Consider the following 20,974-nt stretch of genomic DNA (forward strand, 5'->3'; position numbering starts at 1 on the left):
TTCGATCATCCCTTTGGTTCATTCTGCGCCTGAGGCGGCCCATCCCATAGAGATCAGATGCCGCCCATGCAGAGGTATTTCATTTCGAGGTAGTCTTCGAGCCCGTGGCGGGAACCCTCTCGCCCAATGCCGGACTGCTTGATGCCACCAAAGGGCGCCGCTTCCGAAGACATACGCCCCGTGTTGATGCCAACCATGCCGTATTCCAACGCCTCGGCAACGCGCCAGACACGCTTCAGATTGGAGGCATAGAAATAGGCGGCGAGGCCGTAGATCGTGTCGTTGGCCTCACGCACTACCTGATCCGCATCGGTGAATTGAATGATCGGAGCCAGTGGCCCGAAAGTCTCCTCTTGCGCAACCGCCATGCTGCTGGAAATTTCAGTGAGGACTGTCGGTTTGAAGAAGGTCCCATCCTTGCCAATACGTTCGCCCCCGCATCGAATTGTCCCACCCTTGGCAACGGCATCTGCGATGTGGGACTCGATCTTGGCCAAAGCATGCAAGTCGATGAGCGGTCCGACGTCCACTGCCGGAGCGAAGCCGTCGCCGACCGACAAGGACCGGGCTTTCTCCACGAACTTTTCGACGAATTCATCGTGAACGCTCGATTGGACGTAAAGCCGGTTCGCTGAAACGCAAGTCTGGCCGGCGTTGCGGAACTTCGCCTGGATCGCGCCGTCAACCGCAGCGTCGATGTCGGCGTCGTCGAAGACGATGAAAGGGGCATTGCCGCCGAGCTCGAGACTGACCTTCTTGATCTGGTCCGAGCACTGGCGCATGAGCAGCCGGCCAACCTCGGTCGAGCCTGTGAAGCTGATCTTTCGAACCTTGGGATTAGAGCAAAGTTCGCGTCCGACGTCATCACCTTCAGATGCATAAACTAGGTTGACGACGCCTTCGGGAAAGCCGGCCTGGTGCGCGAGGGCGAACATTGCACCTGCCACAAGCGGCGTCTGTTCAGCAGGCTTAAGCACGATCGCGCAGCCCGCCGCCAGGGCTGGCGAGATCTTGCGCGCCACCATCGACGCCGGGAAATTCCAAGGCGTAATCGTGCCGACCACACCGATCGGCTGCTTGATCACCAGCATGCGACGGTCTGTCGACGGCGCGGGGATCGTCTCGCCATAGATGCGATTGGCCTCTTCGGCGTACCATTGCAGATACGCGGCCGCGTGCGAAACCTCCGACTTGGCTTCGGCAACGGGCTTGCCCATCTCTGCAGTGAGTATCGCGGCAAGATCGTCGGTGTGGTCAATGATCAGCTGATGCCAACGCCACAAAGCGTCACTGCGTTCTCGGGCGGCCAGCCCCGCCCATCCTGGCTGCGCCAGGTAAGCCTTCTCGATCGCAGCGCGCGTTTCTTCCACACCCATGTCGGGAAGCACCGCCAGCACTTCGCCGCTCGATGGATTGATGACTTCGAATGTGCGCTCGCTAGCCGGCGCGCCAAGCGCCGGCAAGCGATCGATGGCGCCAAACAGGTCCGGGGATTTCAGGTGGCGGATCATCGGTAGGCATAGGGGCATACCGGGTTCCTCTTAAACGCGGCGGATGAGTTGTCGGGCGGGTGTCGGTCTATTCCGCACCTGCGGGTTCCTTATAGGGCCTCCGCCAGACAGCTAGTAGACCATCCCCGAATTTGAAAGGTCGAATTGCTCAAGGCTTTAGTCTGGTTGGTGGTCTCATTAGGAGACAAACCGAACAGTGGATATGGGCTTGCCCAAGCGCAGGTATTACGTGGCGCTCTTCCGCTCTGCGTCTACGCCGCAGGGGCCCACAGTGAAGGTCACATCTTGGATGCCGAAGCCATCAGCAGTCTCGGCATCCCTCAGTGGCCTGACGGATAACCTGCGCTACTTGGCGCAACCGGCTCCCTCGGCGGTCTGGCAGAGGTTCGGACGGAGGCGGAGTCCATCACATGCAACTCGCTTATATTGGCGTTGGCGAGCTCACCTTGTCACCTTTCGACGTGCGAGACGGCAAGCGGGCGCCGGACATATCCGATGTCGTGCCGTCCATCCGCCGGCGCAGCATCCTCCAGTCGCTGTTGGTCCCAAAAACGGCAGTCCAGACACTTTCGACATCGTCGCCGGACGGCGGCGTCACCACGCCGCAAAGACAAATCGCCGATGAGCGCAAGCCGGGAAGACCTGCGCGCCATCATGAACCGGCGACGATGTGGCCGCTCTCTCACCCTCGCTAATCGAGAACATCGGGTGAAGTCGCGCAACGGGTTCGCCCAGTTGCCCAAGGCAGGCGGCGCCGTGGCGCAATCGGCAATACCTGCCGCCGCGAGCTCGAGGCCGAGAGAGCGCATAGTTGACGCTAGCGACCAAGGAACGGGTAGAAGGAATGGCTGTCGCTGTTCAACAACCTACGCGCCGCGCCGCGGGCCGAATGGAGGCATGGCTGCACGGGACAGTTGATGCCACCGAAGTTCGCGCTGTTTGCGATCTATCCCCGCCAGATCCTCCTCGATCTCTTTGGCGAGGAGAGCTATTTCACCGCCGACGTCGATACGGCGATTGCGAGGCGCCAGGCAGGCTATCTCGACGCCGGACGGTCCGATGTTGTTGTTATGGAAGCCAATCACTGTTCCATTTCTGGGAGTACAAGACGGACGATGCCAAAGACGAAGGGCGGCACAGCCCGCCTACAATTGGGTTCATACCATCTGCCAAGTCATTTGCGGTTTCTCGGCTTCTTTCAGTGGAAAGGCGCACCAAGAGCGGGGCATACCTCAATACAAGCGTCCGCAGCCTTCAACATACGTTCACTTGGGTTAAATCCTGGCAGCATTTGCCCCAGGATCATAGCGTTGAGGAACAGCGAACCGCCCAGACGCGGATGAGTCGTGTGCCCTATCGCCAAACTGTAGTTTGAAGGCCTACCACCATAGCGGAATGCAATATTCCGCGCATTTGAGAGGCCAGATACACCGCGTCTCTTTTTACCTTCAGCACTCATTGTTTTCTCTTCTGTTTATGCTCTCATCGAGAGATGGGTAACCAAAAGACAAGAAAAATTGTGCAGTAAATTACGCCAACGTAATCAACCGCGTATGCTACCGTGCTCGTTCTCTTCATCCTTGCCGGCAGAGAGAACGCAATTATCCTTTGAGTTCCTTCCCGCTGAAACCTTCCGAAGCTTTGACTTCGCTGTCCGGCAACAAGGCGAAACACCTCGCTCGATGTTGCCACCTCCAATTTGCAAAGGCCGTGCCAACACCTCAGCGCCCAATAAGCGCCGTTTGCTTTGAAAACCTCGACGGTGCTCAGATATAGGTTGTAGTGAACCTGACATTTTGCCTGCCGCAGAGTCGCGCTCGTTGACGCTCATTCCGGAGAGAAGCTGGCCCGGGCTGCGATCGACCGGCTCTGTCATTGGTGACCGCCAGAACCGAAGCGGTGGTCGCGAAGGTCAGCGCCGTCGCAAAATGTGGCCTTGTGCACCCAGCCAGACCGAAGTTCCACGTTACCGGCGATGGGCAAAGTTCGAGGCGAAGTGTGAGTTGCCCCTCATTTCGCCGATGCTGCGTCCTCGACGCACTTGCGGGACAAAATGGATGCGTGGGCAGCGCAGGGCCAGCTGAGCCATCAGTATTTTGCGAGACCTGACGCGAGCGTCATCTTGAGTGAATCAATGTGAGCGCATTCTTTGGTGGGTGATCATCGGATGACTTCTCTTTAGTCTGTGAGGCGTTTGCGGGATCGCACATGCCGTGCCAAACAGGAAACTCGTCTCGGCAACGTGAGTAATCGGACTCTGCTATGTTGCCGATCCAACATTGTCCGACATCGAACGCCAGTTTAAGGGAAGCGCTTGCCGCTTAAGGTGATATCGTCGTACCGGGGCATAGCGGCGCTCGCCGGCAGCATGAGTAAAATTCACGACAGAAGGATCGCCGACCGCGTGGCTAGCGCTGGGCCCGCAACACCGCGCTTCGGACAGGACCTTGGCCAATCGACCGCGTCGCCACCATCGTAAGTTCGCGTACAGCCGCGAGGTTTTTGGCCTCGGTCGGATAATATCGCCGACAGGGTCAAGACCCAGAAGAGTTGCCGCACGCCGTCGCGATGGGAGCAGCCTACATGCCGGCATAGACTAGAGGTGCCGCTGAGCGGTTTGAGGGAGTGGCATACCTTGCGCGTCTGGTGCAGAAATTGCTTGCGTCACGCCGAAGTAAGGTCGGCCACGCTAATCCGCCGGCATGGCAAAGGCGCGCTAATCGGCACGGTCGAGGGCAGTTGACTGCCCGGGAATTGGGCCGGCTCCTCGCCAGCGACAATGCCAGCGAGTTCATCTCGAATGCCATCCTTTCCCGAGCGGGTCAGAACCGGTCGAATGTCATTACATTGCGCACGGCCCGTCGCCATCGCCATGTGGCGCGCCGAGCTGCAACACCGCGCGGCGGTACAGGCGTGAGAGCTGGAAGCATGCAGCGATCCGCCGATATCGACCGCCGGGCGGTCCAACTCGCCGGCGGCATGATTGATCGCCGCCGCCAATCAGATGCTCGAGGAAATGCCCGTTCGCCGAATTTCCCGGGCGGGCTCGTCGGCGCTGCCGATCTTGTACCGCACCATATGGGTGATAGTTGGCGCGCGGTGATCGGGGACTAGGACCACTTCCATGCCTTTGTCGAGCAGAAAATTCGTCGCCTTGATGTCATCGCTGGCCGCCATAACCGAAGCGCCAGACCGAAGGTTCATCGACCGCCTAGCTTGTAGTTGCCGGGCGATGCGCAAAGTTCGAGGCAAAGGAGTTGCCCCTCATTTTGCCGATGCTGCGTCCTCGACGCCCTTGCGGGACAAACTGGATCGGTGGGCAGCGCAGGGCCAACTGAGCCATCAGTATTTTGCGAGGCCAGACGCGAGCGTCATCTTGAGTGAATCAATGTGAGGGCATTCTTTGGTGGGTGATCATCGGATGACTTCTCTTTAGTCTGTGAGGCGTTTGCGGGATCGCGCACATGCCGTGCCAAACAAGAAACTCGTCTCGGCAACGTGAGTAATCGGATTCTGCTATGTTGCCGATCCGACATTGTCCGACATCGAACGCCAGTTTACGGGAAGCGCTTGCCGCTTAAGGTGATATCGTCGGCGTCACCGGGGCATGGCGGCGCTCGCCGGCAGCATGAGTAAAATTCACGACAGAAGGATCGCCGACCGCGTGGCTAGCGCTGGGCCCGCGAAACCGCGCTTTGGACAGGACCTTGGCCCAATCGACCGCGTGGCCACCATCGTAAGTTCGCGTACAGCCGCGGCCAAGATCCTTGCCGTCTTCGACGAGCGTAGTGGCATCAGGGGGGCCGGGCGACAGTTCGAGGGCGGAGTCTTTCTGAACGTGACTCTACGCTCAACGCCGCGTGACGCAAATGTCCTGAGGTTGTCAGGCTGCTGTCAGGTCCGGGTGTCACAAGCCGGCTGTTACTGCCCTGCCATTCACCGTTAATTGGAACTCCCCATGATTAATCTAAAAGCCGGCCGGATCGCCCTTTCAGCCCTACTGCTGCTGGTTTCCCTGCTGGCGAAATATGGTCCAACTGTCACACACTTAGTGCTCCAGCACGAATACAATAGCCAGCTCCGCAAGGATAGGGAGAAGGTCATTTCAGACCGGCACGACGCACTCTTCAACGACCCAGCTGCGCCAACTGCTGGCAACCCAAATGGCGACCACCATATCGCCGTATTTTTGGACTCCAACGACCCGCAGCGCCGCGCGGTAGACCGTACGATCCAGCAAGCCCTCAAGCATGATCCCGAGCTGAAGGTTTACTACATACCTTATTCGAGCACGAGACCGGGTTCCAAATTTGCTGCACGGGCGGTGCTCGCCGCCAGCAAACAGGGAAAATTTGAGGCGTTCCATCACCGCCTAATGGCTACTAGCCTCCGGCTCAGCGGATCCGACATTTTGGATATCGCACGAGACGAGGGCCTCGACGTTGAGCGACTCAAGCGGGACATCAAGGACCCCGGAATCGTAAACACCGTCAAGCACAATTCCGCGCTCGCCAAGAAGCTGTCCATCCACGGCGGGCCGGCGGTCGTTGTCGGCAAACGAGTGGTTTCAGGTGCGGCTAACATGCACTATTTGGACCGCTACCTCGCCAACGAGCGGGAAAAGCATAGGCGTCCTGCCGGATCACCAACTTCGGCATTTTGACAGGGCTGGCCGCCGGTGCAACCTCTCTGGCCACGAGTGCCGCCTCTCGTGCCGGGCCAAATCTCAATATGGCCCGGCAACGCGGTAGTGGGCGGCCCGCGCGGTGCTATGCAACGCACCGGGCAAAGGGCAATGACTAAGCCGTCCTGAACATCGCATCGGAGTTCAACGTCTTTGCACCAATGCCCAGGAATGGTCGCCGCGACAAACAACGTCTGCGAACGGTCGCTGAGAGCCGCCGTCGTTCAACGAGAGATCACCAACGGCTATCCTGAGGAGGCGGCCCCATGAATCGCTGCACATCATCATTTGCTATTCTTGCTTTCGGCACGTTCTGCACAAATGGCGGCGCATTCGACCATCTATTCAGTGCCCGACAGGAGCGTCGTGTTTCTTGGTGGCGTTGGCTACACCTGGCCGAAGGGCAACGAGTTTGTCTATGACGAAGGGGGCAATCGTGTCAGCAAATTGATCTGGGAAACCGGCGCGCCGGTGCTGACTAGGGCTAAAGGCCGAGGTCTGGAACAACTGGATCATTTCAGCAAGCCGTCTTCGGTTCTCCGGCAACAGCCATATGGAAGACTATGATTAGCTCAAGGAAGCGCCGAGCTCTGCCGAACGGGTTGGCTTGGGGCGGGGCCGTGGCATGCTTGTCTCACGCCAGTGGATTGGGATGTGGTGTGCCCCGCCAAAGCTGCCTTCCTCTGGCGAGCCGGCCCACCGCGGGTTTGGTTACCGCCCCTGTTTGACATTCCCGTTGCCCAGCAGCGTACAATGCTTCCTACGCCCAACCTGGTCGCTGCAGCAAACCAGGGTCATCGAGGGATTCGAATAATCGCCTCAAAACCATCCCCGCGACCCGTGGCAGGCGAGGCAAGTTCAAGGCTGCCACCGACCTTCTTGATAACATAATTAGCGACGGGTAGACCCTGGCCTGGGACAGTTGCCCGAGTCGCCAGACGCACAAAACGCTCTGTTATCTCGTCAAGGTCTGGGAGGGGCACCACCGGTCCTGCGTTTACAATGGCGATGGTTCCATCAGCTCTGACGGAAACTGTCGTCGGGATATCGGGCAGTCCATGTGTGAGTGCGTTGTCGATGAGGCATCGAAGCACGACGGGAATTCTAACGGCGTGGTCTGCTTTGCACTCCCAGGCGGGGCAGCCGTCGACGTCAAGGATTAGCCGTCCGGCAAACCACGGCTTTTTCAAGAAGTCATCAACGACTGACCGAACCTTTTGGACAAGATCGACAGGGTCTCCGAGGCCGTTCCGTGATTCTTCCACGAAACTGTACCCCAAGCCACGCAGTGTCGCTATTCGGTCCCTGCCGATCTTCTTGCGGAGCCGGCTAACATAAACCTCCACGGTATTGCTCTCACTTTCCGAACCTAAGGAAAGGAGTTCTTCCTCGATCTTCCTCTTCAAAACTACCGCTCCGGGTCGGGATAGAACGCAGTCGAGAATCGCCCATTCGCGTGCAGTCAGGTTGACCGGCTGCCCGTCGAGGGCGACGCGCCGCTCAGCCGCGTTTATGGACAGCGCCCCGACAGAATATGGCTTCGGGAAGTTCCCGTGACTACGCGCCACGGCATGAATGCGCGCGGAAAGTTCGCGGGGATCGAACGGCTTGACCAAGTAGTCGGCGGCACCAGCATTGAGCCCCTCGATGCGGTCCTCGACCGTATGGCGAGCTGTCACGATGATGACGGGTGTCGAATCACGCCCCTTCCTCATCTCCCGCAAGTAGTCCAGGCCGTTACCGTCTGGCAGGTTAATATCGAGCAGAACAAGCCCGTAGGGAATCCCACTTGCGTGATACCGCGCTTCGGACAGGTCCTTGGCCCATTCAACCGCGTGGCCATCAGCTATCATATGTTCTCGTACAGCGCTGCCAAAGTCCTCGCTGTCTTCAATGAGCAAAATTCGCATGCCGAGCTCCAATAATTGGGCAGGGTTCGTGCCCTATTGACGGAACCTGACAATAGGCTGAACGCCGTAGCGCAAATGTTCCGGCGGCTTTCAGGCTGCCGTCAGGTGCGCGTGCCAGAAGGGCGGTGATTATAACAACCGATTAGAGGCAAGTTATGAACGTCATCTTGATCACGGCACTTTCTCTTTATGCGACCATCGTCGGTGCTGCACCGGCCGCCGGGAACTTAGAGGTTGGGATCGCCGAATGGCAACCGCGCCAAGCCGTACTGACCAAGCCTGAAGCGGAGCAAAGGCACCTCCGTTTGATTAGAGGGAAGACGGCGGGTCAGATGGCGTCGAGTCGATGGGCAACCGTCGAAACGCACTTCGACCGCGTAGCTTCGCGCGTGTGGGTGGTGCCGGCGCAGGGGGCTAAGGATAAAGCGATGCGTCACCTACAATGTCTGGAAGCCCTGTCTTAGGATTGTTCCACTGTAGCCTCGAGATTGGCCTAGTGGTGTTATTCTTCGTGGATGAAATATGATCAGCACGAGCGAACTGCCAATGCCCGCTGCGGCCCTCATCATCGAAATCCCGCCTTATTCATGCGCCCGCGATGCCAAGGATGCACTGTCATATCCTGAGTGCAGGATCTTCAAGTCCTGAGTGCATGACCAAGCGTAAATCGCGCTACCTGGCCACAATCCGTCGGGAGCATGGAAGAGGATCTTGCTAACCTAGACAGCACTCGTGGCCATCACCGGCTGGCAGCATCCGAAGGGGGCGAGGGGGCCCGTGTCTGCTTGCAAATCCGTCGGCTCAGATCGCGCTTTTTTATCGGCGGCGGGCTCGGAAGGGTCAGTACAACGAGAACTTCGTTCGAGCCATCACCATTCAATGTCTGAATGCGCCGCCCACGCGTGCGTCGCTTGACAGGAAACCGTCGTCAGAATGCGGCCAAAGCAAACGTCCAAAATTCGCAATTGCATTGGAAGGAGCGTTGTTCCGGCCTGCCTTCTCTTGGGTCCCATCGCGTTGGCCCTAGGACTGCTGCTGCTGCTAACTGCCTAGGAAAGGGACAATGAATGCTCGCCCGCTGCTTCAGGATTTTCGTCGCCGAGTGTTCGCGTTCCCAATCATGCTTCCGCGTCGCTCGCCACTTCGCAGCGGAAAAAGCTCTTGCCGGAGCCAATCTCCGTTCGGGCAGGTGGCAGTGTGCGCCGCCACCGCTGAATGAACCGACAGGGCAGGGCGGCGAAGATTACCCGGCTCCTTCCTGCGACGCGGCGGCTTCCTGCCGTCTCTTAAGTTGGATGTGCACGTATTCGCGCTTCATTGACCATAAGCCGGATCGGGCTGGCGTAGGTATTTCAGCGGCCTTCTAGGTGCCCCGCCGCCACGTGCGGACGACGCCCGCATCAACCGGCGGGCAGATGCGCCGAGGGCAACAAGCGCGCCTGACGTAATGCCGCCAGATCGGCCGAGCCGGTGCAGAAACAGGCGACGGCCAACTGGCGGATGACGATCTCGAAATGCGCGACAACCGCCTCGGTGGACACCGTCGCCGCGCGCAGCACGCCGGCCGCCTGCCCAGCGATGTCCGCGCCCAGGCGAATGGCCTTGGCCACGTCGACGCCGTCGCGGATTCCGCCCGACGCGATCAGCTTCACCGCCGGCAGCGCCCGACGTACCGCCTGCACGCTGGCCGGGGTCGGAATCCCCCAATCGGCGAAGGCCAGCGCCACTGCACGGTCGGCGGCATCGCGGGCGCGCTCGCCCTCCACCGCGGCCCAACAGGTGCCGCCGGCGCCGGCGACATCGATCACCGCCACGCCCGCCTCGACGAGCACACAGGCCACCGAGGCGGACAGGCCCGACCCCACTTCCTTGGCCACGATCGGCACGCCCACGCAACGCGCGGCGCGAGCGATCTGCGCCAGGACGCCGCGCCAGTCGCTGTCGCCCTCCGGCTGTACCGCTTCCTGCAGCGGATTGAGATGGACGATGAGTCCATCGGCCTCCAGCGCAGCGCCAGTTCGCGATAGAACGTCACGATCAGCATTTCGTCCTGCGGATCGCGGCCGGTGCGGGCGCTGGTCTCACGCAGGCTCGGGTGGATGCGCTGCAGGATGTACTGGCCGCCCCTGACCGCTTCCATCGCATGCTCGTCGGCGAACCCGGTCAGGGAACGCCCCCACTCCAGCACCTGCTGCAACGCCCGTTCGGTCTGGATCATGGCGACGCTCCTGCTCCCCCGGCCAGGACGCGCCGCCCCCAATGAAGCGCCAGCCACAACCCGGCGAGTTCGGCCACGCGCACGACCCGGATGGGGCAATACAGTTCCTTGCCGATCCACAGCGGCGTCTGCGGTAAGGCATGCGCCGCATGGCGGGCGAGCATCCACTCCAGCGCACGCCCCACCGCCTGCGCGATGCGCCGGCGCTCTGTCGGCTCTTCGCTCCCGTCCATCACGTGCAACGCGAACAGCGCATAGGCGGTTTCCTCGAATGTGGACGCGCGACCGGCGCCCCAGCCGCCGTCGTCACGCTGCGCCTGCAGCAGCGCCGCTAGCGCGCGCTCGTCGCGCCACTGGGGCTTGCCTTGCGCCAGCGCAGCGACCGCATGCGCGGTGGGATACAGCCACGAAACGTGCCATTTTTCGTTGTCCCATAGACCGTGTGGGTTGCGATTGGCCTCGACGTAGGCGCCGGTGCCGGCGTCGGGCTTTCCCAATAGTCGCAATGCATGCAGGGCATGTATGTTGGTCGACACTGAGGCATTGCGCTCGCCGGGAAAGGTGACGAACAGCTCGCCGATTTCGAAATGGCGCAACGCATCGACCGCCGGGTCGCGGCCTGCAAGGCGCAGGACGCACAACGCAACGGCGGTGTCGTCCGCATCGGCCGCGAAGTGCAAGGCCGGGCCCAGACCGCGCACGCCCAGGCGGGCGTCGAGCTGCGCGACGATCACGCGCATCGCCTCGGCGAGCGCGGGATGCGCGAACAGCCCGGCCAGATGCAGGGTGTACAGCGACCAGCATGGCTCAAACACATTGATCGGCCAGACGCTGGGAACGACACCTTCGATGCAGCTGCGCGTCGCCCGCGATGCCGCCTGCAGATACGCGTCGGCGCACCCGACCTGCGGCCTGCTCCCTTGTGTCACGGCGTGCGCACGCCACGCGGCGGTGGCCGCCGGACTGATGCCGATGCTGCCGTCTTCATCCGGGCATGCGGTGGTCGGCGACGTCCCCCAGGCTTCCCAGGAGTGCAGCAATGGATGGCCGCTCGGCAACGTCGCCACCGCCCCCAGCTTGACCAGGCAGGCTTGCCGCAACGGCAACAGCGCCGGGTGGCGCGGAAACGCCATGCTGCCCAGCAAGGATGCGGCCTCGCCGCACAACTGCGGCAGGATCAGCTCCGCGCCGATCGGCGCGTCTTCCGGCACCGCATGCGCGTAGGGATCGGGTTGGCGTTCGAGGAACCGGGTTGCAGCCTGGACTGCGTCGGCAGCGCCGGGAAGAGGGTCAGCGCGCTGCAATGCCAGCAACGCCGCCCACGTGGGCGCATGGCGAAACAGCGGGAAGTCCGCGCTTCCCCATCCGCCATCGGCCTGTTGCTGCGCGATCAGCCAGGCGTATGCGTCCTGCCGACCGGTGACGTTGCCGTGGAACTGCAGCGCTCGCGCCGTGTCGTAGACGGACGGACCGACGCTGCCGCCGTCGCTCATCTCGCTCAGCAAGTGGCGCAATTCGGAAAGGATCTGTTCGGACAGCGCGTTCACGCGGGATGTTCCTTCTGCAGAAGGTTGACGAGAACCAAGATCGGGCAGACGCCGCGCACGTCGCCGCAGGCCCGTCGCGGCCAGGCGCGTGGGCAGCGCCGGACGGCCGCCCTGCTCCGGCGCGGCGACGCGCGGCTGGCGTCGGTTCGCCCAATAGGCTAGCGCCGCGCGCCGCGTGACACGGCCGTGCTGGGCAACCGCTGCGATCGGCGCCGCGGACTCGGACAGAGTGCAGCATCCACCGCTGTCGCCGGCCGATCGCGCGGCACAGGGGCGACTCCATGCGGACGGGGCGCCTCATGCGCATGGCGCGTGCTTTAACAGATACGCGGTGGCCCGCTGCAGCATCTGCGCCAACGGTTCCGCACGCGGCCCCAGCGGGGCGATGGCCTCCCCGGCGTCGCGCAACAGATCCAGCGCAAACTGGCGCGCTGCTTGCAGCCCCATGATCGACGCGCAGGTCGGCTTCTGCGCCGCAGCGTCCTTGCCGGGTGTCTTGCCCAGCGTCGCGGCATCCGCTGTCGCGTCGAGAATGTCGTCAACCACCTGCAGCGCCAGGCCGAAACAGGCGCTGTAGCGATCGAGCGCACTGTACAGCGCGGCGTGCGCGGCATCCTCCGTGATGGCGCATAGCGCGCCCATGCGAACGGACGCGCGCACCAGCGCTCCGCTCTTCATCCGGTGCATCGCCACGATCCTGTCCAGCTCGACATGCTTTCCGACCAGCGACAGATCCTTGGCCTGCCCGCCTGCGGCACCCTCGGCGGACACCGCCTGTGCCAGTTCGTGCACGAGCGCGATACGGTTGTCGCCCGGCGCATCCAGGCTCGCCAGGGTGAGGAAGGCGTGCGCCTGCAGCGCATCGCCGACCAGGATCGCAGTGGCTTCGCCGAACTTGACGTGCACAGTCGGAAGGCCGCGGCGAAGCACGTCGTTGTCCATCGCGGGCAGGTCGTCGTGGACCAGGGTACAGGCGTGGATCATCTCGATGGCGGCGCCGACGTCCTCGAGCACGTGCGCCGGCGTATCGGCCAGTGCGCCGGCAGCCAGACAGAGCAAGGCGCGCGTGCGCTTCCCGCCATGCAAGGTGGCGTAGCGCATCGCCGCCATCAGCTCGGTCTCGCCATCGTCTTCGGCGCACAGAAGACGCGCCAGCGCCTGTTCGACCCCCTTTGCGCCGTCCTGCATCCAGATCTCCGGCAGCAGCCTGCCGGATGCGCCGCGCGCCTGCGCGCCCAATCCCCCGATCGCGGAAACGCCAGTTCGGTCGTCATGTGGCTTGGAACCGGCTTGCATGTTGTTCATGTCCTTGTGCCTGACAGGAGACGGCCTCGGAGAGCGGCGACCGCCGCGCTGTTGCCGGCGTCGCACCGAGCGCGCGCGCCGAGTGCAGCAATGCTGCGCGTCGCTCGCCGCTGCCTCGCCACACGGGGCATGCGATGCCAGCTCATGAGAATCCGATGCGGATTTTCATGGACGGATTTGCGGTCGGGTAATAGCGCCGGCCTTTTTCGACGTCGCTCAGCAACCGCGGCCGCACCCCGGCCTTGTGCATGGTCAGGGCCAAGGCGATGCAGAACTGCACTAGTTCCAGCCATACCAGGTGGTAGCCGATGCAGACGTGTGGGCCGGTACCGAACTGCAGCATGTCCACCGGCCGGATCGGGTCCGTGCGTTGCAGCCATCGCGCCAGGCGGAACTGATCAGGCGCCTCGTGCAGCAGCGCCGAGGTCGAGAAATGCAGCAGCGGGATGCACAGATGGGTACCCGCGGGAATGCGCCATTGGCCGAGTTGCAATTCCTGCAGCGCTTGACGCGGCAGGAGCGTGACCGCCGGATGCAGGCGCAGCGTCTCGCGGAACAGCGCCTCGGCGACCGGACACTGCGCTAGGTCCGCGTGCCGGGTCGGCACCGCGCCCACGCGTTGCGCCTCTTCGACCAGGGCGTCCCACAGCACAGGCTGCCGCGCCAGCTCGATCACCATCCAGGCCATCGTCGAGGCGGTGGTCTCGTGACCGCCAAGCAGCAGCAAGCGGATATTGGCGACCAGGACGTCATCGGAGAGCGCATCGTCGCTGCGATCGAAGGCGCTCACCATGTCCTTGATCAACCCGGTGCGCGCGGCATGCGCGCGCGCGTCGCGGATGAACTGGCGCAACTGCGCGTCGATCCAGTCGCGGGCGGCGCGGCCGCGCCGCAAGGGCAGTCCGGGCAGGTCGATCGGGGGCGCGACGATCAACTGCACCAGGTGCCGGTACTTGCGATGCCATCCCGGCAGGTCCTGCGCGGGGACTCCCATGAGGCGGAAGATGAGCTTTAGCATCAGGTCGCCGGTTTCACGCAGGATGGCTACGTCGCCGCGGTCGCGCCACGCCTGCACACGCGCCCGGATGACGGGCTCGAACAGGTCGCCGATGCCGGCCTGGGTCAGCCCCTTGGGCAGGAACGCCGGCTTGATCGCATCGCGCGCCTGCCGGTGCGCGCCGCCGTCCTGGGCGACCATCGTTCCACCAAGCAATTCGGGCGCGATCCCTTCGATCAGCGCCGAGGACACGTCCTTGTGCCGAAGCAGTGCGAACGCGTCCGGATCCATGCAGGTCATCAGGTGTCCGGCAGGGCCGAAATCCAGCCAGAAGTAGCTGCCCAGCGTCCGTTCCGCGCGCCGCAGCAGGCGCGGCAGGTCGCAGATGATGGCGGGAAGATGCCCGACCAGGGGGAAAGCGCCGGGCACGACCGGGATGTCGTGCCGCAGCCGGTGGCGACGGTTCAGCGGGTTGAGCAGCATGTTCATCAGCTCCATCAGCAGCGCGGCGCCGCGGCCGCTTCGACGGTGTCGCCGGCAGGCCGCGCGGCGCGGCTGTTGCCACCGTCGGCGTACGTCCGCACATGCGCCAGCATGGCGTGCGAGGCCGACAGCATGTTCATCGCCGCCTTCGACGCGGGGTAGGACGTCTGGGCGGTGTCACCGCTGAGCCCTGGCACGACGACATGTTGACGATCGCGCCACCGCCGCGGGCGATCAGCCGTCGGATGGCCTGCCGGCAGCAGAGCAGCGTGCCGCGCAGATTGGTCGCCATGGTCTGATCCAGACCGCCAGATCCAGGTCGAGCATCGCGCGCTCGCGCGGGGTCAGATGCATAGCTCGCGTTGTTCACGCAGCCGACCTCACCGAAATGCCGCTCCGCCGTCTGGAACAGCGCTGCCACCGCCTGCGCATCGGCGATGTCCATGGCCAGGGCCAGCGCGTGGCCCGCTTCGGCCGTGATCTGCGCGGTGCAGGCGATGGTCGCCGAGCCATCAATGTCGGCCACCACCACTCTGCCGCCCTCGGCGCGATGGCGAGGGCGCATGCCTTGCCGATGCCGGCGCTGGCGCCGGTCACCACGGCCACCTTGCCTTCAAACCGTCCCATCGTGTCCTTCTGGATTGTTGGTCTTTCGCGGCATGCCGCTCGGGTTCCGCCGAGAAGGCGCAGCGTCGGCGCTGGCGCGCTCGTCATCGCCAGCGTCGCTTTCGATGACCCGAATGGCGGCGACCGGGCACTGGCTGGCCGCGAGCCGCACGGCGACGTGCAACGCCTGCGGGACCGTCGCCACGCACACTTCAGCCACGCCGTCCGGTTCGCGCTGGCGAAAGGTGCCCGGCAGCGTAAGCACGCACTGCCCGGTGGTTCCGCACAGATCCTGGTCGACCACGACGCGCATCTCAGCCCCCTGCCTGCGCATTCAGCCGCACCGGCAGCGCGAGGAACGTCCTAAGGAACGCGGAGGGCTCCCGGGTCGGCTGCTCGGCCAATGCCAGCGTGGGGAAGCGCGCCTGGATCCGCGGCAGGCTCTCGGCCAACTGCATCCGGGCCAGTTGCGCACCGGGGCAGAAGTGGATGCCGTGGCCGAAGCTGAGCATGATCTTCCCGTCGGTCGACATGCCCGGATTGGTGCCGTAGAACCGCACGGCATCGAAGCGGTCGGGATCGGCGAAGGCGTCCGGGTCGCGATTGCCGGCCGCGATCAGCACGCGAACGTCCGCGTTCTTCGGGATCACCACGCCGCCCAGTTCGATGTCGCGCTGGGCGATACGCGGAGTGGCGCTGAACAGGACGGGCGCGTCGCGGCGCAGGACTTCTTCGACGAATGCCTTCACCTCCACGGCGTCTCCCTGCAGCCAATGCCGCTGTTCGGGATAAGCCAGCATCGCCAGGACCGCGTGGTCGATGGCCGCAGCAGTGGTGGTGAAGCCGCCCAGCAGCATGCCCCACAGCATGCTGATCAACTCTGCATCCGATAGCGTGTCGGCATCGTCGTCGTGTGCGCCGACCAGCATCGACACGATGTCATGGCGGGGATCGGTGCGCTTGCGCTGTATGAGGTCGCCGAAGTAGGCCTGCACCCTGGCGCTGCCTGCGTCCGCCGCGGCGAGCTGGGGATCGCTGGCGTGCGGGCTCAGGCCTTCCACAATGGCGCCGATGCCGGCGGCGAGCCCGAACATGTCGTCCTGGGGCAGGCCGAACAGTTCGGCGAAGACCAGCATGGGCAAGGCCAGCGCGAATTCCCGATGCAGATCCACCGCCTCCCCGCGCTCCAGCGCGGGCGCCATGCCGTCCAGGCGCGCTGCGACGATGCGCGCGATGCTCGGCCGCAGGTTGTCGATCTGGCGCATGGTGAAATCGCGAGAGATCAGCCGGCGCAGACGCGTATGCGTCGGTGGGTCCTTCATCGCTATCGTGGACGCCATTAGATTGAGGGACAGGCTGGTCGCCGCACGCGGGAAATAGCGCGCCAGTTCGCCAGGCGCCGGTCCCCGAAATGCATCGCCCGTGGCCGTGAGCGCCCAGTAAATGTCGGCGTGGCGGCTCAACAGAAAGAGGCCCGAGGCCGCGCGATGCACCGGATCGTGCTCGCGCTACCACCGCATAAACGGATACGGGTCGTGGATGCACGCTGGCGACGCCAGTTCGGCGAAGGCGTCCCGGCATGCTGTCTTGGTTTCTTGCACGTCCATCTTAGTTACCTCTTGGCTGGCTGATCTGACCGGCGCGCGCCAGGGTGGTAGGCAGTATAGTCATAGGAGGTGAAGGCGTCGTGCGAGCCACCGATCTCGGCCACCGCGCGGTCAAACTCGCCGGCGACGTGATTGGCCGTCGCCTTGATGTCATCGGTAGCCGCCAGAACCGGAGCGGTGCTCACGAAGGCCAGCGCGGTCGCAAAAAGAGCCAGACTGAAGGTTTGCTGACGGCGTCTCTTGGTGACCGGCCGATGGGCAAGTTTTGAGGCAAAGTGAGTTGTCCCTTATGTTGAGGGTGCTGCGTGCTCGTCCCTTTAGTGGGAGATAGTGGAGCGGTGGGTAGCCCCGAGCCAGATGAGGCATCAACATGTTTCGAGGCCTGACACGAGCGTCATCTTTGAGCTAATCTGGGAAACGTGAGACGGTATTTTTTTGGGGATCATTGGATGACTCTCCTCGGCTCGTGACGTGTTTGCGATGACTGCGCACGAACCGTGCCAAATGAGAAAACCCCGTTTCGGCGATGTGATTGTCGGACTCAGCTATGTGACGTATCCGACATTGTCGGACATCTTACACCGCCCGAAATGGGAAGCCCTCGCCGCTTAAAAAGGTGGCTAGGTGAGCTACCCTTCGGAGATGTCCAATATCGTGGCGTTAGCGCGCGCCTGTAGTTGCTGGTCGTCCGCGTACTCCTGCCCACATCGGCCGATCGCTGGTCCCCTAACACGACTCCAAACAGCGATAGACGCGGTCTGGAATTTACCGGAGCGTTGCAGGACTTGTTTTGCCATTCGGAACGCCAGCGCGGGGAGACGCTTCCGCGAGAGGCGGTCATGATGGAGCTTGCGAGCCGATTTGCGATTTGACCGGGGCTTTTGCTATTTTCGCTTTTGCTGCCCCTAAAATCTCAGATATGAAGCGGACCTGGCCTATGGCCTGCCTACATTGAATGGTTACAAAGGAATACGACTATGGCGACTGGAACGGTGAAGTGGTTCAACAGCACCAAGGGATTCGGTTTTATCCAGCCTGACAACGGAGGTCAGGACGTTTTCGTTCACATTTCCGCTGTCGAACGAGCGGGCCTTTCGACCCTTAATGAGGGCCAGAAGATCAACTACGAGGTCGAACAGGACCGCCGTACCGGCAAGTCCTCCGCAGGCAGTCTCAGCAAAGCTGGCTGATCTTTTTCTGCCTCTGCCCGGCAAGAGCCGGGCAGAAGTGCCACTGACCGCGCCATAGGAGCGGGCAAGAAACGGATCTCCCGCTGACCGGGCGGCGGTTTGCGGGAAGCTGCCAAGTTCTACTGAAATAAGATGTTTGCAAGTGAGGAGGGGCGGGTCCCAGCCCTCTTATTTTTTCTGCTGTAGATTCTCACGTAGCAGATGCCGACGGCGACCGCGCGCATCAGAACGAATCTGGACAACGAGACCAAGCTGCGAGCTTCTTGTGGGTCCGCTCGCTTCCACCGATCAATGCTATATTTTCGGTCATGAACCCGTGCGTGTGATTTTCATGAATGAGGGCTCTGACGCATTATCGATCGAGCGTGCCGAGGAAATGAACCAGCAATTCAGCCAGCCTCCAGCGGTCGACACCTCCGCGATCAAGCGGGTAGGGTACATTGGCCCTGAGGGGACCTGGACACATCAAGCCTCGCTAGACCTCTTTGGCGACCAAGTTGAACTCGTTCCGTTCAACGACGGATTGTTCGAAGCATATGAGAATGGCTGCGTCGACGTTGCATGCGTTCCAGCTACGACCTCTCTGGTCGGAACCACTCTCTACCTCGACCAAGTCCTGCGCTTGAGGTCTCCCAGGGTCATCGCCGAGTACCCGAAGGTCTTGAGCTATAGCCTGATGGCCAGCAAGGATGCGAGTTTCTCGATGAGTCACTAAGGTGCTTGGCCACGCCGTAGCCTTGCAGGAGGTGGCCGGGTCGCTCGACGAGAACATGCCCAATGTCGAGCGAGAGAGCCGTAAGGGAGCGACATCTTTAGTCGCTAAGCCTCGCCCTCGACAGCGGCATTTGGTCCTGCGCTTGGTGCCAAGCTGTACAATCTGCAGATATTGCGAACAGGAATTGAAGAAGGGCTGCATAACGTTAAGCGGTGGTGGGTGCTCGGGGGCAGGACCCCTGCGCCGACAGGATTTGACCGGACGACACTTCACCTCCGCGTTTCAGAGCAATCTCAGTTGTGTCCTGAACATGTTCTCGAAGGATAATTTAGCCGTTCTCAATGTCTATGAGCGTCCGACATGCGAGCGGCTGGACACCCATAAATATGTCATCGATGTCGCTGGCCATGTTTTGACGCACCCGGCGCTGGCTGCGTTGGCGGATATTGATGGCTTTAGAATTCTCGGGTCCTCCCACGTTGCTATTAGCTAAGGCTAGGGTAGTTTCTGCCCATAACTCCAAAACTGTTGATCCTCATCACTGATGAGAAGACACGACCGTGCCGCGCGTCCACGAGATCATCGCGCCGACGATCTTGTCGTTTTCGCTCAGTTTTCTTGCCTGCGAAAGTAGTATTCATAAGCACAAGACGTCGACCGGCCGGGCATCTCGCAAAACAAGTCACCATCGATGACTGTGTCGCGTTATCGGCGACACGCTCGTCCATTCGGGACCGTCAAACACTTCAATCCGCGCAGGGGGCGCCGTGACCGGGGCCTGCGGCGGTTTTAGGAGCTTGCCGTTCGGCACGAGCTTATCGCTTTGGCACCTCACGCTGATTGGCTGTGCTGTGGAACAACCCGGTCGAGAAAAGCATCGAATGCGGCAGCAACAGCGCGAACTACGAAACGATGCTCCTGCCGCACCCGGATGAAACCGTTTTCAATGTCCACTATCCCATCCTCAGCCAGCTTCGCCAAGCGTTCAGCAGCCGAATCGAGAAGGCGAGTTGGATCGAATCCAAAGGCCGCACAAATTGCCGGCACATCGGCCCGCAAATCGCACATCAGCCGCTCTATGATCACGGCTCGCACGCGGTCGTCGTCTGTGAGCCGGTAGCCTTTTGACGTCGCCAAACGGCCAGCTGCTATGTGCCGGCTGTAGGACTCACGTGTTACCTCGTTCTGGACGTAACCCTCGCCGACCCGCCCGATAGCCGACGCGCCGAAACCGATCAGGGTTTTGCAGGTGTCGGCCGAGTAACCCAGCGAGTTACGCCGTAGCCGACCACTGGTCTGCGCCAGCGTAAGTTCGTCGTCCGGCAAGGCGAAATGGTCGAGGCCGATCTCTTGGTAGCCGGCGGCGACCAGCGTCTCGGCCACGGCCGCAGCCTGTTCGGCGCGGGCGACGCTGTCCGGCAGCGCAGTCGTCTCGATCAGGCGCTGATTCTTTATCACCGATGGAATGTGCGCGTAGCCGAACACCGCAAGCCGGTTGGGGCGCATGGCGACAGTTGCCGCCGCAGTCTGGACGCAGGACTCTACTGTCTGATTCGGAAGACCGAAAATGAGATCGACGTTGATGCCGCTTACCCCATGCCGGCGCAGCTCTTCGACGGCAGCGGCCGTCTGCGCCTCGCTCTGGACGCGGTTTATCGCTTTTTGAACAATCGGATCAAAGCTCTGCACTCCGAGACTCGCGCGGCTCACATTGGCTGCTCCCATTGCTTCGGCAATCTCGGCCGTGAAGGTGCGCGGGTCAATTTCGACGGCGATTGTCGCGGACTCCCTGAACGCGAAGCGGCGGCGCAGGAGTTGGATCATGGCCAAGAACTCCGCTGCTCCGATCAGGGTCGGGGTTCCACCGCCGAAATGCACGTCGTTCACGACGAGCCCCTGCTGCACTTGCTGCCAGACCAAACGGATCTCGTCACGCAGAACGGCCAGATAATCGAGGATCGGACCCTGATTGCGGGCAATCGTGGTTGGGAAGCCGCAATACCAGCAAATCGATCGGCAGAACGGAATGTGGAGATAGAGAGACACCGGATCGTCAGCCGGCAGACCTCTTAGCCATTCCTGATAGCTTTCGGGCCTGACGGTGGCGGTGAACTCCGGCACAGTCGGATAGATGGTGTACCAAGGCAGGAGAGCCTCGCGATATTCTTTCAGGATAGAGGTCTGCAACAGTTTCCGTCCCA

17 protein-coding genes and 4 pseudogenes are annotated in these 20,974 nt (G+C 62.1%); 6 read left to right on the forward strand and 15 right to left on the reverse strand.

Translation table 11 applies throughout. The annotated features are described in order from the left end of the window. Positions 1 to 53: 53 nt before the first annotated feature. Complete coding sequence (locus tag FJ423_RS15330) at positions 54 to 1,529, reverse strand: NAD-dependent succinate-semialdehyde dehydrogenase (protein ID WP_064994201.1); 1,476 nt, start codon at positions 1,527 to 1,529, stop codon at positions 54 to 56. 392 nt (positions 1,530 to 1,921) lie between these two features. Between FJ423_RS15330 and FJ423_RS15335 the strand changes: the two genes are divergently transcribed. Next, the gene (locus FJ423_RS15335) at positions 1,922 to 2,206 is read left to right on the forward strand and encodes a hypothetical protein (RefSeq protein WP_064994200.1); all 285 of its coding nucleotides are present in this window, start codon (positions 1,922 to 1,924) and stop codon (positions 2,204 to 2,206) included. 171 nt (positions 2,207 to 2,377) lie between these two features. Here FJ423_RS15335 and FJ423_RS33875 read toward each other — a convergent pair whose 3' ends face one another. Beyond that, on the reverse strand, positions 2,378 to 2,596 hold the full coding sequence (locus FJ423_RS33875; RefSeq protein WP_064994199.1) for a hypothetical protein: 219 nt from the start codon (positions 2,594 to 2,596) through the stop codon (positions 2,378 to 2,380). A gap of 1,915 nt (positions 2,597 to 4,511) precedes the next feature. After that, positions 4,512 to 4,688 (reverse strand): hypothetical protein, encoded by a 177-nt coding sequence (locus tag FJ423_RS15340; protein ID WP_224655962.1) that lies wholly within the window; start codon positions 4,686 to 4,688, stop codon positions 4,512 to 4,514. 781 nt (positions 4,689 to 5,469) lie between these two features. On the opposite strand from FJ423_RS15340, the gene FJ423_RS15345 reads away from it, so the two are divergent. Both FJ423_RS15345 and FJ423_RS15350 read left to right on the forward strand, forming a co-directional pair. Then, positions 5,470 to 6,174, forward strand: coding sequence for a DsbA family protein (locus tag FJ423_RS15345; RefSeq protein ID WP_064994196.1), 705 nt, complete (start codon positions 5,470 to 5,472; stop codon positions 6,172 to 6,174). A 342-nt stretch (positions 6,175 to 6,516) separates the two neighbouring features. Next, positions 6,517 to 6,762 carry a hypothetical protein gene (locus FJ423_RS15350; protein ID WP_064994195.1) on the forward strand — a complete coding sequence of 82 codons (246 nt, stop codon included), beginning with the start codon at positions 6,517 to 6,519 and terminating at the stop codon, positions 6,760 to 6,762. Positions 6,763 to 6,989: 227 nt separating this feature from the next. On the opposite strand, the gene FJ423_RS34795 is transcribed toward FJ423_RS15350, so the two are convergent. Continuing rightward, positions 6,990 to 8,105: a response regulator gene (locus FJ423_RS34795; RefSeq protein ID WP_064994194.1), complete on the reverse strand. Its 1,116-nt coding sequence runs from the start codon at positions 8,103 to 8,105 to the stop codon at positions 6,990 to 6,992. A gap of 155 nt (positions 8,106 to 8,260) precedes the next feature. Here FJ423_RS34795 and FJ423_RS15360 point away from each other — a divergent pair, with 155 nt between their 5' ends. Continuing rightward, complete coding sequence (locus FJ423_RS15360; protein ID WP_064994193.1) at positions 8,261 to 8,569, forward strand: hypothetical protein; 309 nt, start codon at positions 8,261 to 8,263, stop codon at positions 8,567 to 8,569. Between the two features lie 936 nt (positions 8,570 to 9,505). Here FJ423_RS15360 and FJ423_RS15365 read toward each other — a convergent pair. The 10 genes and pseudogenes from FJ423_RS15365 to FJ423_RS34160 form a co-directional block, all read right to left on the reverse strand. Continuing rightward, positions 9,506 to 10,114, reverse strand: a pseudogene (locus tag FJ423_RS15365) (alpha-hydroxy-acid oxidizing protein); the annotation flags it as partial. Further along, positions 10,114 to 10,323, reverse strand: a pseudogene (locus FJ423_RS15370) (hypothetical protein); the annotation flags it as partial. The pseudogenes FJ423_RS15365 and FJ423_RS15370, both read right to left, overlap by 1 nt. Beyond that, entirely contained in the window at positions 10,320 to 11,870 is a 1,551-nt protein-coding gene (locus FJ423_RS15375; protein WP_064994192.1) for a hypothetical protein, read from the reverse strand. The pseudogene FJ423_RS15370 and the gene FJ423_RS15375, both read right to left, overlap by 4 nt. 297 nt (positions 11,871 to 12,167) lie before the next feature. Continuing rightward, entirely contained in the window at positions 12,168 to 13,166 is a 999-nt protein-coding gene (locus tag FJ423_RS15380; RefSeq protein ID WP_064994191.1) for a polyprenyl synthetase family protein, read from the reverse strand. Positions 13,167 to 13,317: 151 nt separating this feature from the next. Then, positions 13,318 to 14,661 carry a cytochrome P450 gene (locus FJ423_RS15385; protein ID WP_064994225.1) on the reverse strand — a complete coding sequence of 448 codons (1,344 nt, stop codon included), beginning with the start codon at positions 14,659 to 14,661 and terminating at the stop codon, positions 13,318 to 13,320. Positions 14,662 to 14,669: 8 nt separating this feature from the next. Further along, on the reverse strand, positions 14,670 to 14,795 hold the full coding sequence (locus FJ423_RS34610) for a hypothetical protein (protein ID WP_263483495.1): 126 nt from the start codon (positions 14,793 to 14,795) through the stop codon (positions 14,670 to 14,672). Then, complete coding sequence (locus tag FJ423_RS33550; RefSeq protein WP_084015904.1) at positions 14,792 to 15,220, reverse strand: SDR family NAD(P)-dependent oxidoreductase; 429 nt, start codon at positions 15,218 to 15,220, stop codon at positions 14,792 to 14,794. The genes FJ423_RS34610 and FJ423_RS33550 overlap by 4 nt, the downstream gene beginning before the upstream one ends. Before the next feature lie 48 nt (positions 15,221 to 15,268). Then, a pseudogene (locus tag FJ423_RS33555) lies at positions 15,269 to 15,574 on the reverse strand (ferredoxin). A 1-nt stretch (position 15,575) separates the two neighbouring features. Beyond that, positions 15,576 to 16,868: pseudogene (locus FJ423_RS15395) on the reverse strand (cytochrome P450). Positions 16,869 to 16,873: 5 nt separating this feature from the next. Next, positions 16,874 to 17,053 carry a hypothetical protein gene (locus FJ423_RS34160; RefSeq protein WP_224684594.1) on the reverse strand — a complete coding sequence of 60 codons (180 nt, stop codon included), beginning with the start codon at positions 17,051 to 17,053 and terminating at the stop codon, positions 16,874 to 16,876. A gap of 792 nt (positions 17,054 to 17,845) precedes the next feature. On the opposite strand from FJ423_RS34160, the gene FJ423_RS15405 reads away from it, so the two are divergent. Further along, the gene (locus FJ423_RS15405) at positions 17,846 to 18,058 is read left to right on the forward strand and encodes a cold-shock protein (RefSeq protein WP_008874821.1); all 213 of its coding nucleotides are present in this window, start codon (positions 17,846 to 17,848) and stop codon (positions 18,056 to 18,058) included. Positions 18,059 to 18,323: 265 nt separating this feature from the next. Further along, positions 18,324 to 18,773: a prephenate dehydratase domain-containing protein gene (locus FJ423_RS15410; protein ID WP_140698304.1), complete on the forward strand. Its 450-nt coding sequence runs from the start codon at positions 18,324 to 18,326 to the stop codon at positions 18,771 to 18,773. An 831-nt stretch (positions 18,774 to 19,604) separates the two neighbouring features. Here FJ423_RS15410 and hemN read toward each other — a convergent pair. Continuing rightward, a complete protein-coding gene (gene hemN / locus FJ423_RS15415) occupies positions 19,605 to 20,960 on the reverse strand; it encodes an oxygen-independent coproporphyrinogen III oxidase (protein WP_064994188.1) in 1,356 nt (451 codons plus the stop codon). Positions 20,961 to 20,974: the final 14 nt, after the last annotated feature.

Origin of the sequence: Mesorhizobium sp. B2-8-9, assembly GCF_006439475.1 — a bacterium.
Taxonomy (GTDB): Bacteria; Pseudomonadota; Alphaproteobacteria; order Rhizobiales; family Rhizobiaceae; genus Mesorhizobium.